This window comes from Kribbella sp. NPDC051137, from assembly GCF_040682535.1.
Lineage (GTDB): Bacteria > Actinomycetota > Actinomycetes > Propionibacteriales > Kribbellaceae > Kribbella > Kribbella karoonensis.
Map to the genome: position 1 here is coordinate 102,278 of NZ_JBFBBI010000010.1, position 16,680 is coordinate 118,957.

Annotated in this window: 17 protein-coding genes and 1 riboswitch; of the genes, 11 read left to right on the forward strand and 6 right to left on the reverse strand. The window is 70.6% G+C overall.

From position 1 onward, the window contains the following. Positions 1–1,002, reverse strand: a complete 1,002-nt coding sequence (locus tag AB0M51_RS41790) for a Gfo/Idh/MocA family oxidoreductase (RefSeq protein WP_344199636.1) — start codon at positions 1,000–1,002, stop codon at positions 1–3. After that, complete coding sequence (locus AB0M51_RS41795) at positions 993–2,492, reverse strand: amidase (protein ID WP_363754431.1); 1,500 nt, start codon at positions 2,490–2,492, stop codon at positions 993–995. Before AB0M51_RS41795 ends, AB0M51_RS41790 begins: the two co-directional genes overlap by 10 nt. A gap of 52 nt (positions 2,493–2,544) precedes the next feature. On the opposite strand from AB0M51_RS41795, the gene AB0M51_RS41800 reads away from it, so the two are divergent. The 3 genes from AB0M51_RS41800 to otsB all read left to right on the forward strand — a co-directional run bounded on the left by AB0M51_RS41800 (position 2,545) and on the right by otsB (position 4,371). Beyond that, complete coding sequence (locus AB0M51_RS41800; RefSeq protein ID WP_344199633.1) at positions 2,545–2,853, forward strand: DUF3263 domain-containing protein; 309 nt, start codon at positions 2,545–2,547, stop codon at positions 2,851–2,853. Positions 2,854–2,915: 62 nt separating this feature from the next. After that, on the forward strand, positions 2,916–3,530 hold the full coding sequence (locus AB0M51_RS41805) for a LytR C-terminal domain-containing protein (RefSeq protein WP_344199630.1): 615 nt from the start codon (positions 2,916–2,918) through the stop codon (positions 3,528–3,530). Positions 3,531–3,537: 7 nt separating this feature from the next. Beyond that, positions 3,538–4,371 (forward strand): trehalose-phosphatase, encoded by an 834-nt coding sequence (gene otsB / locus AB0M51_RS41810; protein ID WP_344199627.1) that lies wholly within the window; start codon positions 3,538–3,540, stop codon positions 4,369–4,371. On the opposite strand, the gene AB0M51_RS41815 is transcribed toward otsB, so the two are convergent. After that, the gene (locus tag AB0M51_RS41815; protein WP_344199624.1) at positions 4,337–4,804 is read right to left on the reverse strand and encodes a hypothetical protein; all 468 of its coding nucleotides are present in this window, start codon (positions 4,802–4,804) and stop codon (positions 4,337–4,339) included. The two genes, otsB and AB0M51_RS41815, sit on opposite strands and share 35 nt — an antisense overlap. Positions 4,805–4,899: 95 nt before the next feature. Between AB0M51_RS41815 and AB0M51_RS41820 the strand changes: the two genes are divergently transcribed. From AB0M51_RS41820 to AB0M51_RS41850, 7 genes are all read left to right on the forward strand, one after another. Beyond that, positions 4,900–6,063 (forward strand): Fic family protein, encoded by a 1,164-nt coding sequence (locus tag AB0M51_RS41820; protein ID WP_344199621.1) that lies wholly within the window; start codon positions 4,900–4,902, stop codon positions 6,061–6,063. Positions 6,064–6,092: 29 nt separating this feature from the next. After that, a complete protein-coding gene (locus tag AB0M51_RS41825) occupies positions 6,093–7,040 on the forward strand; it encodes a DNA-3-methyladenine glycosylase 2 family protein (protein ID WP_344199618.1) in 948 nt (315 codons plus the stop codon). Positions 7,041–7,062: 22 nt separating this feature from the next. Further along, entirely contained in the window at positions 7,063–8,289 is a 1,227-nt protein-coding gene (locus AB0M51_RS41830; protein ID WP_344199616.1) for a cation:proton antiporter, read from the forward strand. A gap of 65 nt (positions 8,290–8,354) precedes the next feature. Continuing rightward, positions 8,355–8,494, forward strand: a riboswitch (SAM riboswitch). 13 nt (positions 8,495–8,507) lie between these two features. Beyond that, positions 8,508–9,773 carry a threonine synthase gene (gene thrC / locus AB0M51_RS41835; protein ID WP_167217548.1) on the forward strand — a complete coding sequence of 422 codons (1,266 nt, stop codon included), beginning with the start codon at positions 8,508–8,510 and terminating at the stop codon, positions 9,771–9,773. Continuing rightward, positions 9,770–10,045: a ubiquitin-like small modifier protein 1 gene (locus AB0M51_RS41840; protein WP_344199611.1), complete on the forward strand. Its 276-nt coding sequence runs from the start codon at positions 9,770–9,772 to the stop codon at positions 10,043–10,045. The genes thrC and AB0M51_RS41840 overlap by 4 nt, the downstream gene beginning before the upstream one ends. 20 nt (positions 10,046–10,065) lie before the next feature. Further along, a complete protein-coding gene (locus AB0M51_RS41845) occupies positions 10,066–11,070 on the forward strand; it encodes a zinc-dependent alcohol dehydrogenase family protein (RefSeq protein WP_344199608.1) in 1,005 nt (334 codons plus the stop codon). A gap of 40 nt (positions 11,071–11,110) precedes the next feature. Beyond that, the gene (locus AB0M51_RS41850; protein ID WP_344199606.1) at positions 11,111–11,914 is read left to right on the forward strand and encodes a prolyl oligopeptidase family serine peptidase; all 804 of its coding nucleotides are present in this window, start codon (positions 11,111–11,113) and stop codon (positions 11,912–11,914) included. A 52-nt stretch (positions 11,915–11,966) separates the two neighbouring features. Here AB0M51_RS41850 and AB0M51_RS41855 read toward each other — a convergent pair whose 3' ends face one another. From AB0M51_RS41855 to AB0M51_RS41865, 3 genes are all read right to left on the reverse strand, one after another. Further along, positions 11,967–13,190: a hypothetical protein gene (locus AB0M51_RS41855; RefSeq protein ID WP_344199603.1), complete on the reverse strand. Its 1,224-nt coding sequence runs from the start codon at positions 13,188–13,190 to the stop codon at positions 11,967–11,969. 205 nt (positions 13,191–13,395) lie between these two features. After that, positions 13,396–14,346 (reverse strand): dihydrodipicolinate synthase family protein, encoded by a 951-nt coding sequence (locus AB0M51_RS41860; RefSeq protein ID WP_344199600.1) that lies wholly within the window; start codon positions 14,344–14,346, stop codon positions 13,396–13,398. Positions 14,347–14,357: 11 nt separating this feature from the next. Further along, entirely contained in the window at positions 14,358–15,476 is a 1,119-nt protein-coding gene (locus AB0M51_RS41865) for an enolase C-terminal domain-like protein (protein ID WP_363754445.1), read from the reverse strand. A gap of 92 nt (positions 15,477–15,568) precedes the next feature. Between AB0M51_RS41865 and AB0M51_RS41870 the strand changes: the two genes are divergently transcribed. Next, positions 15,569–16,534 carry an LLM class flavin-dependent oxidoreductase gene (locus tag AB0M51_RS41870; RefSeq protein WP_344199595.1) on the forward strand — a complete coding sequence of 322 codons (966 nt, stop codon included), beginning with the start codon at positions 15,569–15,571 and terminating at the stop codon, positions 16,532–16,534. The last annotated feature ends 146 nt before the right edge of the window (positions 16,535–16,680 follow it).

The following is a 16,680-nucleotide window of genomic DNA, read 5'->3' on the forward strand; positions in this document are numbered from 1 at the left end:
TCATCCACTCAGGTCGTCGTCGTCACCGGGGTAGCGGACCCCGATCTGGCTCCGTGTCTCGTCGAGCAGGTCGAGAATCTCGAGGGTGGCGGCGTGGGGCAGGACCGGTACCTCGACCAGTCCGGCACGCAGCGCTGCGATCACTGCGCTCGCTTCATAGTGGTACCCACGACCATGCCTGGGTACGTCGATCCGCTCCGCTCCGGAAGCGGTCGTGCGCACGTAGTACTCGGGGTGGTGGAACCGGTGCGGCAGCTGCAGGTTCCCTTCCGGGCCGCTGATCGCCGCGACCCACGGGTTCTGCGAACGCAGCCCGCAGGTGAGCGCCGCGACCGCGCCGGAGTCGTACCGCCAGGCCATCGCGACGTTCAGGTCGACGCCGTCGTCGTTGAGCGAGCCGACTGCCTTCACCTCCGCCGGACGGCCCAACGCCAGGTAGGCGAAGGTCATCGGGTAGATGCCGCCGTCCATCAGCGAGCCTCCCCCGAGCGCCGGGTCGAGCAGCCGAACCGGCAATGAAGCTTTGTAGAACGCGAAGTCCGCCGTCAGTTGCTGCGGCTCGCCGATCACGCCGCTCTCGAGGTCCTTGAACAGCGCTCGAATCACCGGGTCCGTGCGCATCCACATCGCCTCGGCGAACAGCGTGTTGTGCTCGTGGGCGACCGCGACCAGGTCCCGCGCCTGGGCGGCGGTGAGCGTGACCGGCTTCTCGCACAGTACGGCGATGCCGGCCTGCAGCGCGGTCCGGGCGATCGCGTAGTGCTGCGGGTGCGGCGTACCGATGTAGATCACGTCGACCTCGCCGGAGTCGATCAGCCGGCGGTAGTCGTCGTACGCGTGCGGGATCCCGAACTCGGCGGCGAACTTGTCCGCGCTCTGCTGCGCCCGCGACGCGACCGCGGTGACGACGGCGTCGTCGGGCAACAACGCCAGATCCTGCGTGAACTGGGTCGAAATGTTGCCAGTCGCAACAATTCCCCACCTGACGCGATCTATACCCACTGTCTGAACTCCGGGGTCGGGAACGGTCCGTCTGCTGCGATTCTGGCGGTTTCGAAGGCGTGCGCCAAGCGAATGAGCGTGACCTCACTCCGCGCCGTACCGCTGATCGTCAGCCCGACCGGGAGGCCGGAGACCAGCCCGGACGGCACCGAGAGCAGCGGGTAGCCGGCCAGCGCGGCGTGCGACGAGGAGCTGCCCGTCACGTGGTCGCCGTTCACCAGGTCGATCGTCCAGGCCGGCTGGTACGACGGGCTCACCAGTGCGTCGAGCTGGTTGTCGCGGAGCAGGTTGTCGATCCCGTCCCGGCCGGCGCGCAGCGCGGTCAGCCGGGCCGCGACGTACACGGGGGACTCGAGCCCGTCCGTCGCGGCCGCACGTTCGAACAACTCCTGCCCGAACCACTGCAGCTCCTGGTCCGCATGCTTCTTGTTGAACGCGATCAGGTCGTCCAGGTCGCGCGGGCCGCCGGGCGCACGGGTAGCGAGGTACGCCGCCAGGTCGCCCTTCATTTCGTGCGCGAGCACGTGGAGCTGGTCCTCGTCACCACCGGGCGTCGGCAGCGACAGGTGGTCGACCAGCGTCGCTCCGCACTGGCTGAGCAGCTCCAGCGCCCTCTCGGTGACCTGGTCGAGCCCGTTCGAGTAGCCCCAGAGAGGACCACGCGGTACGCCGATCCGCACGTCGCTCAGGTCCGTGCCGCGACAGGCCTCGGTGTAGTCGAGCTGACCGCCCGCCATCACGGTCAGCAGCGCGGCCGTCTGCTCGACCGTGCGGGTCATCGGCCCGGCGGTGTCCTGCGAGTGCGAGATCGGGACGATGCCCTGCTGCGGGATCAGGCCGACGGTGGGCTTCAGTCCGACCACGCCGTTCAGGGCGGCCGGGCAGACGATCGAGCCGCTGGTCTCGGTCCCGATCGCGTACTCCGCGAGTCCCGCCGCGAGCGCTGCGCCCGAACCGGACGAGGAGCCGCCGGGCGAGCGGTTCAGGGCGTACGGGTTCCGGGTGAGGCCGCCGTACGCGCTCCAGCCGGACGACGACGCCGAGCCGCGGAAGTTCGCCCACTCGCTCAGGTTGGTCTTCGCCAGGATCACGCAGCCGGCTTCCCGCAACCGGCGTACCACCGGGGCGTCCTGCGGCGGGGGCGGCTGGTCGGCCAGCGCCAGCGAACCGGCCGTGGTCGGCAGGTCCGCGGTGTCGATGTTGTCCTTGACCAGCACCGGTACGCCGTGCAGCGGGCCGCGGACCCGCCCGTCGTCACGTTCGGTGTCGAGTCGGGCGGCCTCGGTGAGCGCGGCGGGGTTCGGCGTGCAGACGGCGTTGACCAACGGGTCGACATCCCCGATCCGCCCCTGCAACTCCTCCACCCGCGCCACGCTGGAGTGGGTTGAGCTCACCCTCAAGATCCTGCCAGAGTTGAGCGTGTCCGGCTGCCGAGTCAGCGACACGCTTCGTGTCGGTCGTCGGTGAATGACATTGCTGTTGTTCAACACGTACAGTGGCAGGCGGACGGACGATCACCGACCGCACAGGAGTCAGCAGCAGATGGACAGCGCCAACGCCAGCTCTCCCGGCCCCGCCGAGGCTGCGTCGCCGGCCAGTGCCGGACTCTCGGAGCGCGACGGGCAGATCCTGGCCTTCGAGCGGCACTGGTGGAAGTACGCCGGCGCCAAGGAACAGGCGATCCGCGACCAGTTCCAGATGTCCGCGACCCGGTACTACCAGGTCCTGAACGCGCTCATCGACCGGCCTGAGGCCCTCGCGCACGACCCGTTGCTGGTCAAGCGCCTGCGCCGCCTCCGCGCCGCCCGCCAGCGCGCCCGCTCCGCTCGCCGCCTGGGCATCGAGGTCTGACCATGTTCCGCCGCCTGAGGGCGTGCCTTACTGCCCCACGCCGTCGGACCGAGCACGGGCAGGTGCTCTCGTCGCTTGTCGCGGTCGCCGCCGTGGTCGCGATCGTCGCCGGGCTGCTGGTGCTGTTCGGCACCCGCGGGAACGACAGCAAGGCCGACGAGAAGCCGGCCGCCGCGAGTACGCCGGAGAAGAAGCCGACGGCGGGGCCGTCGACGGTCGGGGCCAGCGTGCAGCGACCCTCCGAGAAGCCCTCGTCGGCGAAGCCCACCCAGGCTCCGTCGACCACCGGGCCGACGGCGACTCCGACCGAGCCGCAGTCGACCGAGCCGCCGCAGACCACGCAGCCGCCGCAAGCGACACAGCCGACCCAGCCCGGCCGGCCGGTGACGATCCCGGCCGAGGAGCGGCCCGCGATCGAGGTGTACAACAACACCCCGCGCAAGGGCCTCGCCGACTCGGTCGCGAACCGCGCCCGGGCGGCCGGCTGGACGGTCGCCGGCTCGCCGGACAACTGGCACGGCAAGGTCGCCGAGAGCACCGTGTACTACCCGCCGGGCATGCTCGCCGCCGCCAACCAGCTCGCCCACGACCTCGGCATCGGCCGGTCCAAGGGTGCGCTGGACAACATGAAGAAGGACCGCCTCACCGTGATCCTGACCTCGGACTACACGGGTTGATCGCGGGATGAACGCTCCGGTCATCAGGACCGACGCCGGCCACCAGGGCTGGGAGGCGATCGCCTCCGACCCGGCGTCGGCGGTGATCGCGACCGACTTCGACGGCGTGCTGTCGCCGCTGGTCGAGGACCCGGCCCGGTCCCGTCCGGTCGAGGGTGCGCTGGACGCGCTGGCCCGGCTGGCGCGCTCCGTGAACCAGGTCGCGATCGTCACCGGCCGGCCCGCGCTGGTTGCCACCGAGCTGTCCGGCGTGAGCGGCTACCCCGGCCTCGGGCGGCTCGTCGTACTCGGGCACTACGGTCTCGAGCGGTGGGACGCCACGACCGGCAAGGTGACCAGCGCACCGGTGCCCGCGGGCGTGGCGACGGCCCGCGACCGGTTGCCCGGTCTGCTCCGGGACGCCGGCGTACCGGACGCGTTCGTGGAGGACAAGGACAGCTCGCTCGCCGTGCACACCCGCCGGCTGGAGGACCCTGCCGGGGCGTTCGAGGTACTGCGTGGGCCGCTGACCGCGCTCGCCGAGGAGACCGAGCTGCGGCTGGAGCCCGGCAACCTGGTCCTCGAACTGCGGCCGCCCGGGATCGACAAGGGTGTCGCGATCAGCAGCCTGCTCGAGTCCACCGGCGCCCGGTCGATCCTGTACGCCGGGGACGACCTGGGCGACCTGGCCGCGTTCCGGGCGGTCGAGGCGCGGCGTGCCGACGGGCTGCCCGCCGTACTGCTGGCCACCCGGTCCTCGAACGCGACCGAGCTGATCGACGCGGCGGACGTCGTCGTCGACGACCCGAGCGGCGCGGTGACCGTTCTCACGGCCCTTTCGGACGCGATCGCAGCCCGCTGAACGCCTGCGTCACGGTCCGCCCGAGCGGCTGGACCGGACGCTCGACGTACCCGCCGTCCTTCAGGCCGGCGAGCCGCTCGAACGGGTTCCGGGACGCCGGGTCGCCGGTGAGCAGGAACGAGACGACGACGCCGACGACGTACAGCGGGAGCATCGGCAGGCCGAGCAGCCAGAAGTACTGCCAGGAGTGCCGCTCCTCGTGCCGGACGAGCTTCTCGTCGTCGAAGTACGACCGCTCGTGCTTGCTCAGGATCACGTTCCCGATCGTGAACGCCCCGGCCACCGGGAACCCGAGCCGGTACCCGTTCGCGAAGAACAGCCCCCGCGGCCCGCGACTGAACCCCGCCCGCCCGAGAACGCCGACCAGCACGCCCGCGAGGGTGGACAGGTTGAGCAAGTTCCCCACGAACTTCACCCACTGCCAGGCGGTCATGGGGATCAGTATCGAGCCAATGTCCCGATGTCGCAATTATTAGGACATGCCGGATACAATGTCCTGAGAATCAAGACATTGAGACATGGAGCCTGATGACCATCTTCGGCACGCCGGAGCCAGACCTCGAGGACCAGCAGGTCCTCGAGCAGATCCACGCCTACCGCGCCGAGCTCGCCGACGTCCTCCGGGTGCCGCGGCGCTGGGTCGGTGGACTCCGGCGGAGCATGCTGGCCCGGGCGATCCAGGGCTCGAACAGCATCGAGGGGTACGACGTCAAGCTCGACGACGCCGCTGCTGCTCTCGACGACGAGGAAGCGTTGAGCGCGGACGACCGCACGTTCGCAGAGATCCGCGGCTACCGGCAGGCGCTCGGCTACGTCCTGGCGATGGCGAAGGATCCTGATTTCCGGCTGGACGTGTCCGCCGTTCGCGGCATGCACTTCATGATGCTCAGTCACGATCTGTCGAAAAGCCCGGGCAGCTATCGGCAGGGCGTGGTCTACGTCCACGACGAGGCCAGCGGGCAGAACGTTTACGAGGGGCCACCTGCGGAGGACGTACCGGCTCTTGTGTCCGAGCTGACCGACAGCCTGATCGTCACCGATCCCGCGGACCCGTTGGTGCAGGCCGCGATGGCGCACCTGAACCTGGTGATGATCCATCCCTTCCGCGACGGGAACGGCCGGATGGCGCGGGCATTGCAGACGTTGGTCCTGTCTCGTGGCGGGATCGGTGAGCCGGCGTTCTCCAGCATCGAGGAGTGGCTGGGTAGCAACACCGAGGAGTACTACGCCGTGCTGGCGGCGACCGGTGCCGGCGCCTGGCGTCCGGAGCGGTCGGCCGATCTGTGGGTGAAGTTCAACCTGCGGGCACATCACATCCAGGCGCAGACGGTTCGGCGGCGTTACCGCGAGGCCGGGAAGCTGTGGCAGGCGTTCGACGAGCTGATCGAGCAGCATGGGCTGGCCGAGCGGGTCGCGGACGAGCTCTTCGACGCATCGCTGGGCTTCCGGATGCGTCGCGCAACCTACGTGCGTCGTGCGGGCATCGAGGAACGAACCGCGACGCGGGATCTCGCTCGGCTCACCGAGCTCGGGTTGCTTCGCGCGGTCGGTGAGACGAAGGGCCGGCACTACGTGATGGGCCAGACGCTGGCAGACGTCGTACAGGGCGTGCTCTCGAACCGGGACACGATCGTCGATCCTTACCCCTGGATGCGCGAGCGCTTGGCGGCGGTGCCCAGACCGGCGCGATAGTTGTCGGTGGGGTGGGTAAGACTTGGTGGGTGAGTTCGGTGGTGCGGGTCTGGCGTCCGGGGCGGGTGGTGGATCCGCATTCGGTGATCGGCGGGTTGCGGAAGGGGCCTGGTGATCCGGCGTATGTGTTCGACGCGGGGCGGCGGACGGTCTGGCGGGCCACGCGGACTCCGGACGGGCCGGTGCTGCTGCGGTTGACGCCGTACGGCGGGACCGTCGAGGCGGAGGCGTGGGGGCCGGGAGCCGGGTGGGCGCTGGACGGCGTACCGGAGCTGCTGGGGGAGCGGGACAGCTGGGACGGGTTCGAGCCGTTGCCGGAGCATCGGGCGCTGGTCGACGCGGCGCGGCGGTTCCCGCATGTCCGGGTGCCGCGGTCGCGGGCCGTCTTCGAGGCGATGGCGGCGGCGGCGATCGAGCAGGTGGTGACGGGCAAGGAGGCGTTCCGCGCGTGGCGGTTGCTGCTGCGTGAGTACGGCGAGCCCGCGCCGGGGCCGCGGGAGCAGGGCAACCGGGTGATGATGGTGCCGCCGGCGCCGGAAGAGTGGCGGCTGATCCCGTCCTGGCAGTTCCTGCGGGCGGGCGTGGAGAACCGGCGGTCGCGGGTGGTGCTGACGGCGGCGTCCCGGGCGCGGGCTCTGGAGCGGACGCTCGAGCTGACCGACGGCGCGGAGATCGAGCGGCGGCTGCGGTCGTTGCCGGGGGTCGGGGTGTGGACGGCGGCCGAGGTACGTCAGCGGGCCCACGGTGACGCGGACGCGTTCTCGTTCGCGGACTACCACGTGTCCCGGAACGTCTCGTACGCGCTGATCGGCGAGGAACTGGACGACGACGGCTGCGCCGAGCTGATCGAGCCCTACCGCGGCCACCGCTTCCGCGTCCAGCGCCTGCTCGAGCTCGCCGGCATCGGCCACCCACGCTTCGGCCCGCGCAAGTCCCTCCCCACGCACACTCCGGGAGCCACGCATCGCTTGAGGTAGCCGTGGGCACCGGTTCCACACAATGATCATCGACGGGGACGGTCTGTACCTGGTGGCAGGCCTGGCGCTGCTGCTCGGCGCGGTCCTGCCGCGGCTGCTCGCCCGGTACGCCGTTTCCGCGCCGATCGCCTTCCTCGGTGCCGGCCTGCTCCTCGGGTTCGCCGTCGACCGCACCCACCTCAGCCCGATCGCCCAGCCGACGCTGACGAAGCACCTGGCGGCGCTGACCGTGATCGTCGCGCTGATGGGCGTCGGGCTCGCGATCGACCGGCCGATCAGCCTGCTCACCTGGGCGGTCACCTGGCGTTTGCTGTTCATCGCGATGCCGGCCGGGATCGCCGCGCTGGCCGGGGTCGGCTGGCTGCTCGGACTCGCCCCGGCCACGGCGCTCCTCATCGCGGCGGTGCTGGCGCCGACGGACCCCGTACTCGCGTCCGACGTCCAGGTGGAAGGACCGACGACCGGCGAGGACGCCGAGCTCGACGAGGACGACGAGGTGCGGTTCGCGCTCACGTCCGAGGCCGGGCTGAACGACGGGATGGCGGCGCCGTTCGTCTACCTGGCGGTGTTCATCGCGACCAAGAACCTGTCAGGGTGGCAGTGGGTCGCCTGGGACGTGATCGGGAAGTCGCTGATCGGCACAGCGATCGGGTTCGGCGCCGGCTGGCTGCTCGGGCGGATGACGTTCTCGGCGCCCGCTCGGAGCCTGCGGCTGTCGGAGTCGCGGGAGCCGATCCTCGCGTTGGCCCTGACGGTGGGTGTCTACGGACTCACGCAGGTGCTGCACGGGTACGGGTTCATCGCCGTGTTCGTTGCGGCGCTCACACTGCGGTCGGTGGAGAGCAAGCACGAGTTCCACGGCGAGCTGCACGACTTCATCGGTGAGCTCGAACACATCCTCACCTGGGGCATCCTGCTGCTGCTCGGCGCGGCGGTCACCGCCGGGCTGCTGAAGCCGCTCACGCTCAGCGGCGCCGCCGTCGGCGTACTGCTGGTGTTCGTGGTTCGTCCGCTGTTCGGGTGGCTGTCGCTCCTGCGGTCCGGATTGCGGCGGTCGGAGCGGTGGGCCACCGCGACGTTCGGTGTACGAGGTGTGTCGTCGGTGTACTACCTCGCCGCGGTCGGGGCGAGCTTCCGCGCCGACCTGCCGTGGCTGTGGGCGACACTGGGGTTCACCGTCATCCTGAGCGTGCTCGTGCACGGGATCGCGTCGACGCCGGTGATGCGGTTCCTGGAGCGCCGGCGCTGAGATTCGTCGTCTCGGATGGTGGGATCACAGGACACAATATGGACCCAGTTGGGTAATCTCGGGGGAGCTCATCCAGAGGGACTGAGGGAAACGGCCCGCTGACGTCCCGGCAACCCTCCCCGCCGTACGCCCGTCCGGGCCGACAGCGAGGGACCGGTGCCAAATCCGTCCCGCGCCGAGATCCGGCGACCGGGGAAGATGAGAGGGGAACCTCACTCATGAGCCTGACCGCCGCCGGCACCCACACCCTCCGTGAAGGTGCCTTTGGCAACGGTACGCACCTCAGCTGTCGCGCCTGCGGCGCGAAGTCCCCGCTGGGTCCGTTCTACGCCTGTATGGAGTGCTTCGGTCCGCTGGAGGTCGGGTACGAGTACCCGACCATCACCCGCGAACAGATCGAGGCCGGCCCGAAGAACATCTGGCGCTACCAGCCGCTGCTCCCCGTCCCCGTCGACGTGGCGAGCTTCCCGAACACCGAGCCCGGCTACACCCGGCTCGTCGACGCGCAGAACCTGGCCCGCGAGCTCGGCCTGCGCAAGCTGTGGGTGAAGGACGACTCCGGCAACCCGACGCACTCCTTCAAGGACCGGGTGGTCGCCTCGGCCTTGAGCGCGACCCGCGAGCTCGGCATGAAGGTCTTCGCCTGCCCGTCCACCGGCAACCTGGCGAACGCGGTCGCCGCGGCCGCCGCCCGGGCCGGCATCCGCTCCGTAGTCTTCATCCCGAAGGACCTCGAGCGGCCCAAGATCATCACCACCGCCGTGTACGGCGGGACGCTGGTCGCCGTCGACGGCAACTACGACGACGTGAACAAGCTCGCCTCCGAGATCGCCGGCGAGGAGGAGGGCTGGGCGTTCGTCAACGTCAACGTCCGCCCGTACTACTCCGAAGGCTCCAAGACGCTCGCCTTCGAGATCGCCGAGCAGCTCGGCTGGCGGCTGCCGCAGCAGATCGTGATCCCGGTCGCGTCCGGCTCCCAGCTGACCAAGATCGACAAGGGCTTCACCGAGCTCGGCAAGCTCGGGCTGGTCGACGCGACCGACTACAAGGTGTACGGCGCGCAGGCGACCGGGTGCTCCCCGGTGGCGCAGGCGTTCCGCGACGGGCACGACGTGGTCAAGCCGGTCCGCCCGGACACCATCGCCAAGTCGCTGGCGATCGGGAACCCGGCGGACGGGCCGTACGTGCTGGACGTGGCCCGCCGTACCGGCGGCGCCATCGAGGACGTCAGCGACGACGAGGTCGTCGAGGGCATCCAGCTGCTGGCCCGGACCGAGGGCATCTTCGCCGAGACCGCGGGCGGGGTGACGGTCGCGACGCTGAAGAAGCTGATCGCGACCGGGCAGCTCGACCCCGAGGCCGAGACGGTGATCATCAACTCCGGCGACGGGCTGAAGACGCTCGACGCCGTGGCCGACCGGGTCGGCCCCAAGGTGACCATTCCCGCGTCGTACGACGCCTTCGTGAAGGCAGGCCTGCAGTGAGTGTGAGTGTGCGCGTCCCGACCATCCTGCGGCCCTACACCCAGGGTGCCTCCGAGGTCTCGGCCGAGGGCGGCACCCTGACGGAGGTGCTCGACTCGCTCGACACGTCGTACCCCGGCATCAAGGGCCGCGTCCTGGACGAGTCCGGCGAGCTCCGCCGCTTCGTGAACGTCTACGTCGACGATGACGACGTACGGTTCGCCGAGGGCCTGCAGACCGCGATCAAGGACGGCGGCCAGGTCTCGATCATCCCCGCCGTCGCCGGCGGCTGACCTCGACCTGAGCTGCTGCGATGCGAGCAGTGGTGGTGTCGGAGTACGGCGTACTGCCTGAGGTGCGGGAAGTCGCGGAGCCTTCGGTGGATGCCGGTTCGGTCGTCTTGAAGGTCGAGGCGACCGGGCTGTGCCGGAGTGACTGGCATGGGTGGATGGGGCACGACTCCGACATCGTGTTGCCGCATGTGCCTGGGCATGAGCTTGCCGGGACGATCGCCGCGGTCGGGGCCGGGGTGTCGGGGTGGGCGGTCGGTGATCGGGTCACCACGCCGTTCATCTGCGCGTGTGGTCGGTGCGAGCAATGTCTCGAGGGCAACCAGCAGGTGTGTCCGAACCAGCTCCAGCCGGGGTTCAACTACTGGGGCTCGTTCGCCGAGTACGTCGCCGTACCGTACGCCGAGGTGAACCTGGTCCGGCTCCCCGACGACATGACCTTCGCCACCGCCGCCGGCCTCGGCTGCCGTTTCGCCACGTCGTTCCGCGCCGTCCACCAGGTCGGCAAGGTCACCGCCGGTGAACGCGTCGCCGTCTTCGGCTGCGGCGGAGTAGGCCTGTCCGCCGTGATGATCGCCTCCGCGCTGGGTGCCGAGGTCATCGCGATCGACACCAACCCTGACGCGTTGGCCCTCGCCCGCACCTACGGCGCCGCCCACACCCTCCAACCCCCTGCGGACCTCACAGAAGTCGGCCGTCCCCACGTCACCATCGACGCGCTCGGGTCGAGCGACATCGTCCAGCAAGCCCTGCAGGCCCTCCGCCCCCGCGGCCGCCACGTCCAGATCGGCCTCCTCCCCGCCGGCGTGAACCTCGACGTCGGCCGTCTGATCGGCCAGGAGCTCTCCTGGCTCGGCAGCCACGGCATGCCCGCCCACGCCTACCCCGAAATGCTCAACCTAGTTGCTTCCGGCAACCTGAACCCCGCCGACCTCGTCACCCGCACCATCACCCTCGACGAAACCCCCGCCGCCCTCGCAGCCCTCACCCACACCACCCCCGCCGGCGTCACCGTCATCACCCCGTAGCTCTGGCCCCCGCAGCCCCGGTCGTGCAACGTTCGGGTCCGTGACCGAGGAGGTGGCCGACCTGATGCCGGACGGACGATCCGAGCTCAAGGACATCTGCTACGCCACCGAGGGTGGCATCGCCCTTCACCTCGACGTGCTCGGTCCGGAACCGTTGCCTGCAGCGCCTCTTCCGACCGTCGTACGGATCGACGGCTGCCCGGGCTGGGGACCAGGCGATCGCTCGTCCGCACTCCTGCCGTTCGCGAACCCCGTCCTCGCCCGAGCCGGCTTCCTGACCATCGCGATCTCCGTCCGCCACAGCGGACAAGCCGTCTTCCCCGCGCAACTGGACGACGTACAGGCGGCCCTGCGCTGGGTCCACCGCAATCCCCTCGGCCTCCCGATCGACCCCGGCCGGGTCGGCGTCTGGGGCCAGTCCGCCGGCGGCCACCTGGCGGCGCTGGCCGGACTGCACCGATCGCGTCGTACGCCGATCCACGCAGTTGTGACGATCAGTGGTCCGAGCGACTTCCTTCGTCCCGGCGGCGATCTCCGCATCGACCGGTCCTCGCCCGTCACCGCTCTGGTCGGAGGCAACGTGACCACCCACCACGACCAGCTCCGAGCGGCCAGCCCTGTCACACATGTTGCCGCAGGTGCGCCTCCGTTCCTCATCGTCCACGGCACCGCCGATGAAACCGTGCCGTACGAGCAGGCCGAACGCCTCCATCAAGCACTGCTCGCCGTCGGCGCCTCCTCGCGCCTGCTGCCGGTCGTGGGCGGAGACCACGACCTCCGGGCTGCTCGGTACGACGTGGCGCACGAGGTCGTGCGGTTCTTCGGGGAAGTGTTGAGCGGGTGATTTGCGGAGCTTTTTGGGCGGTGGGCGCGGGTTTGTTTCCGGTGAGGGGGCGCTAGAGGCGGATCAGGTAGACCGTGGGTGGGCGGCCGGTGCGGCCGTGTTGCTGGGTGCCGGTGGGGGCGGCGAGGCCGGCGCGTTCGAGGCGTTTGAGGACTCGGCGGGCGGTGCGGAGCTGGACGGCGAGGTGGTCGGCGACGTCCTGGGTGGTGAGGCCGTCGGGGAGGGTGGCGGTGAGTTCTCGCATCCGGGCGAGGGTCTGGGTGTTGAGGCCGACGCGGCGGGCCAGCAGCGGGAGGCTTTCGGTGCCGCGGATCGTGGACGGCTGCTCGCCGGTGGGTTCGATCACGATCTCGACGTCGTCGGACATCGACACCACACCGGCGACGGTGCCGATCGACGCGGCCCGGCCGACCGCGCGGCGGGCCAGGGCCTCGGCCTCGGCGGCGGTCCGCCCGATGCCGAACCCGACGTACGCCGTACTGTGCCGCGCGGCGAGGTGATCCAGCAGCGGCATCCGGGAGAACTGCTCGGTCGCCTGCTCCAGCAGGCCGCGCGTGGTGACGACGAGGTGCCGGCCGTCGGGGAGTGCGGCCAGGCTGCCGCCGAGCGTGATCAGGTCGGCGGCGAGCGCGTCGTCCGGCTCCGGGAGGTCGATGACCCCGAGCGCGACCTGGGCGTCGCCGACGTGCTGCCCGGTGGTCGTCAGTACGAGCGCCTGCAGCGTCGAGCGGATCGAGTACCGCGACGGAGCGAGCCGGACCGACGGCATCTCGTTCTCGATCAGGTGGAAAGCGGACCCGAGGCAGCTGATCGCGACCTTCGTGTCGTGCTTCTCGCGCGCCGTCCGGTGGAAGGAGACGATGTCGTCCGACGTCAGCCCGGGCCGGTACGGCAGCACGTGGATCCGGTCGGTCGGCAGCTTCGCCTCGATCAGCGTCTCCAGTACTTCGGAACGCCGGAGCGTGTCGATCGAGAACTGGGTGACGTTGTGCCCGAGCCGGAGCAGTTCGACGAGCGCCCGGAGCAGCGTGGCGCCGTCGTACGAGACGTACATCGCCGGCCGGTCGATCGCGCCGGCCTCGGTGGCGATCGTGTACGGGACCACGCCGGTGAACAGGAACGCGTCGACCTCCCCGTGCGCCTGCCGGACCAGGTCGACCGCCTCGGTCTCGTGCCGGTACGCGAGCGGGACCAGCGTCGTCCCGCTCGGCGCGCCGACCGCGGTCACCCGCTGGACCAGATCCTCAGGACCGACCACCCCGACGCAGATCCCCACGGCAGCCTCCGACGACTTCTGGCCTGGCCCTCAAGTCCCGCTCTGGTCGCAGAATAGCGCAGCAGGGTCCGAAATCTTGACGTTCGGCCGATACTCTCTTAGTTTCGGTCAAGACCACAATTACCGCCACCCCCTGAGGCGGGTCCAGGGCGGCGTCGGTGTGGTGGAGCGAAGGAGGGAGCGCGCCACCTCACTGCCACCCCGATCAGTGGTGCAGTTCCTCCAGGCAGCGGATCACCAGGTCGCGCTCGCCCGGCGGCAGCCCCGGTCCGTACGGATCGTGTGCGGCCGCGGCCGGTACCAGCCCCTCCCACTCGGCCGCCCAGAGCATCCGCTGCACATATCCCTCGATCGGCGCGTAGAACGTCGCCGCCGCGAACCGGTCCAGCCGCTCCGACGCGGCCAGGAACTCCGCGTGCTCGCCGGCCGTCCAGGCGCGCAGTACGGCGGCCGACAGCTCGACCTGCGCGGACGCGATCCCGACGAGCGCGGTGTCGGCGCCCCACAGGAACGACGGTCCGTACATCCGGTCCTCGCCGGTGATCAGCAGCTTCCCGGTGCCGCGCCCGGCCCAGATCGCGTCCTGGCAGCCGATCGCCCGGTCCAGAGTGGCGGTCTTCACGCCGAGCATCGCGTCCAGCGCGAGCAGGTCTCGGATCAGGTCCGGAGAGTACGGGTACCCGCCCGCCTCGCCGTGCAGGTAGAACCCAACCAGCGGCAGCCCGCTCTCCGCCGCCACCCGCTCGTGCAAGGCCACCGCCTGCGCGTGCCCGTCCGCGACCTCGTTGAACCGGGCCAGCGGGTACACCATCACCGCATCGGCCCCGCCCGCCGCCGCGGCCCGCGCCATCTCGACGGTCGCGTCCGCCGCCTCCTGCAACGTCCGGGCCTCGGCCGACTTCGGTACGCCGACGCCTGCCACGATCGGTACGTCGGTGGCGGCCCGCCAGGTCTCGAGCACCTTCACGCGATCACCGGGCGACAGGTACAGCCCGCGGCCGGTGTGCGCCCAGACGGCGACGCCGCCGATGGCGTGCCTGGTCAGGGTCACGGCGTACGCGGACAGAGCGTCGTACGCGACGACCCCGTCGGGGTCCATCGGCGTGACGACCGCGGGGAGAAGCGTGCCGCGGAGGCGTTCTACGAGCGGATGCATCAGATGACCTCTCACACGTCGTGGCCGAGACCGGGGCGCTTGGGTACGTCGATCCAGCCGTCGCAGTCGGCGAACACGGTCGGGGCCAGCGGGTCCTCGTCGACCATCAACGGCCCCACCAGGTCCGCCGCGACGGTCGCTCCCGGTACGGCGGCGGCGAGGTGGACCGCGGCCAGCGTGGCGACGCCCAGCTCCGGCATCGAGCCTACCTTCACCGCGAGCCCGGCCGCCTCGGCGACGGCGGCGATCTGCAGCGCGCGGTGCAGCCCGCCGACCTTCAGGATCTTGATGTTCAGTACGTCGGCAGCGCCGCGGCGGGCGATCTCCAGCGCGTCGTGCAGCGAGTGCATGCTCTCGTCGACCATCACCCGGACGTCGAGGCGGTCGCGGAGCCGGACCAGGCCGGTCAGGTCCCAGCGGGGGAGCGGCTGCTCGAGCAGGGTGAGGCCGGCGGCGCTCATCTTCGCGAGGTACGGGAGCGCGGTGGTCGCGTCGTACCCCTCGTTGGCGTCCAGGCAGAGCTCGGCGTCGGCGGGGATCGCGGCGCGGACCGCGCGGATCAGTTCGAGGTCCTTCGCCGGGTCGTGGCCGCCCTTGACCTTCAGGTGCGTGAATCCGCGGCCTGCGTACTCCGCGGCCTCGGCGGCCATCTCGTCGAGCGTGCCGAGGCCGACCACCCAGGTGGTCTGCACGCGGTCCCGGACGCTGCCGCCGAGCAGCGCGTGCACCGGCCAGCCGCTGAGCCGGCCGGCGAGGTCGAAGAGCGCGATGTCGAGCCCGGCCTTGGCGACCTGCTGACCGCGCAGTACGCCGTCCATCACGACGTGCGCCCCGGCCCGGTCGAGCGGGTCGCGGCCGATCAGCGCCGGCGCCAGGTGCTCCTCGATCGCGGCCTGGACCCCGGCCAGCGTCTCACCGGTGTAGGCCGTCATCGGGGACGTCTCCCCGATCCCGACCGCGCCGTCCGCGGTGTGCACCTCGACGACCAGGCTGATCAGCTCGTTGCTGACGCCGCTGCTGATCTGGAACGGCCGCCGGTAGTGGGCGCTCACCACCCGGGTCTTGACGGCACTGATCGGCGCCGCCGCTCCCCCGTCCGGCAACCCGGCCGGCTCTGCTGCAAGACTCATCACCGGGCTCCTAGCGTTCTGGGCGGAAAGCATTTACGGTCAAGACCGTAAATACCCTGAGCGCTCCCTGTCAACGGAAGGCGGCACCCCCGATGCGGCTGGGTCTCTATCTGAACCTCTACGGCACCCCGGGCGAGCGCCCGCAACTCGCGGACGCGGTCGAGCAGGCGAAGCTGGCCGAGCAGGCCGGGTTCGAGTGGGTGGTGCTCGGCGAGCGGCACCTGCACCGGCCCGGGTACCACGAGATCCTCACGTCGATGACCTGGCTGGCCGCGCACACCTCGCGGATCGGGATCGCGACGGCCGGGATCGTCGCGCCGCTGTACGACCCGGTGGTGCTGGCCGAGACGCTGGCACACCTCGACGTACTGTCGGGCGGGCGGCTGACCGCGGGGTTCGTGCTCGGGTACCGGCCGGAGGAGTTCGCGCTGTACGGCGTACGGCAGTCGGAGCGGGTCGCCCGGTTCGAGGAGGGGCTGGAGATCCTCACCCGGTTGTGGACGTCTTCCGAGGTGACGTACGAGGGGAAGTTCACGTCGATCCAGGACGCGTACCTGTCGCCGCGACCGGTGCAGTCGCCGCGCCCGCGGATCTGGAACGGCGGCCGCGTGTCCGCCGTACTGGAACGGACGGCGCGGATGTGCGACGGCTGGACGACGTCCTTCAACGAGCTGGACGCCGACCTGCCGGAGAAGATCGCCGAGTACCGGTCGTACCCCCAGGGGCCGGCGTCGCTGGGGCATGAGGTCATCCTGTGCCGCGAGGGGTACTGCGCCGACACCTCCCAGGAGGCCCGTACGGCGCTCGAGGAGCCGCTGCGGGACTTGTACGACGCCTACACCGGCTGGAAGCGCACGTCGACGGACGTGTCCCGCTACACCCAGGGCTGGGACGACATCACCGCCCGCAGCGTCATCGGCTCCAAGGCCGAAGTAGCCGAGCGCCTCGCCCACTACACCGAAATGGGCGCCGACGGCATCATCCTCCGCATCCAACCACCCGGCATGAGCCAGGCCGACACCCTCAAATCCATCGAGAACTTCGGCGGGCTGTTGTAGCCCCACGCGTGCACCGCACGCTCCGAATGTGGTGAGTGGGGATGTGGTCAGTCCCACGCGTGCTCCGCAGCCGCTCGCTTCGTCGCTGCGCTCCTCAGACGCGGCCGCTCCGCGCGCTCCCACCCACCCCCGGGGCTGGCGCCCGG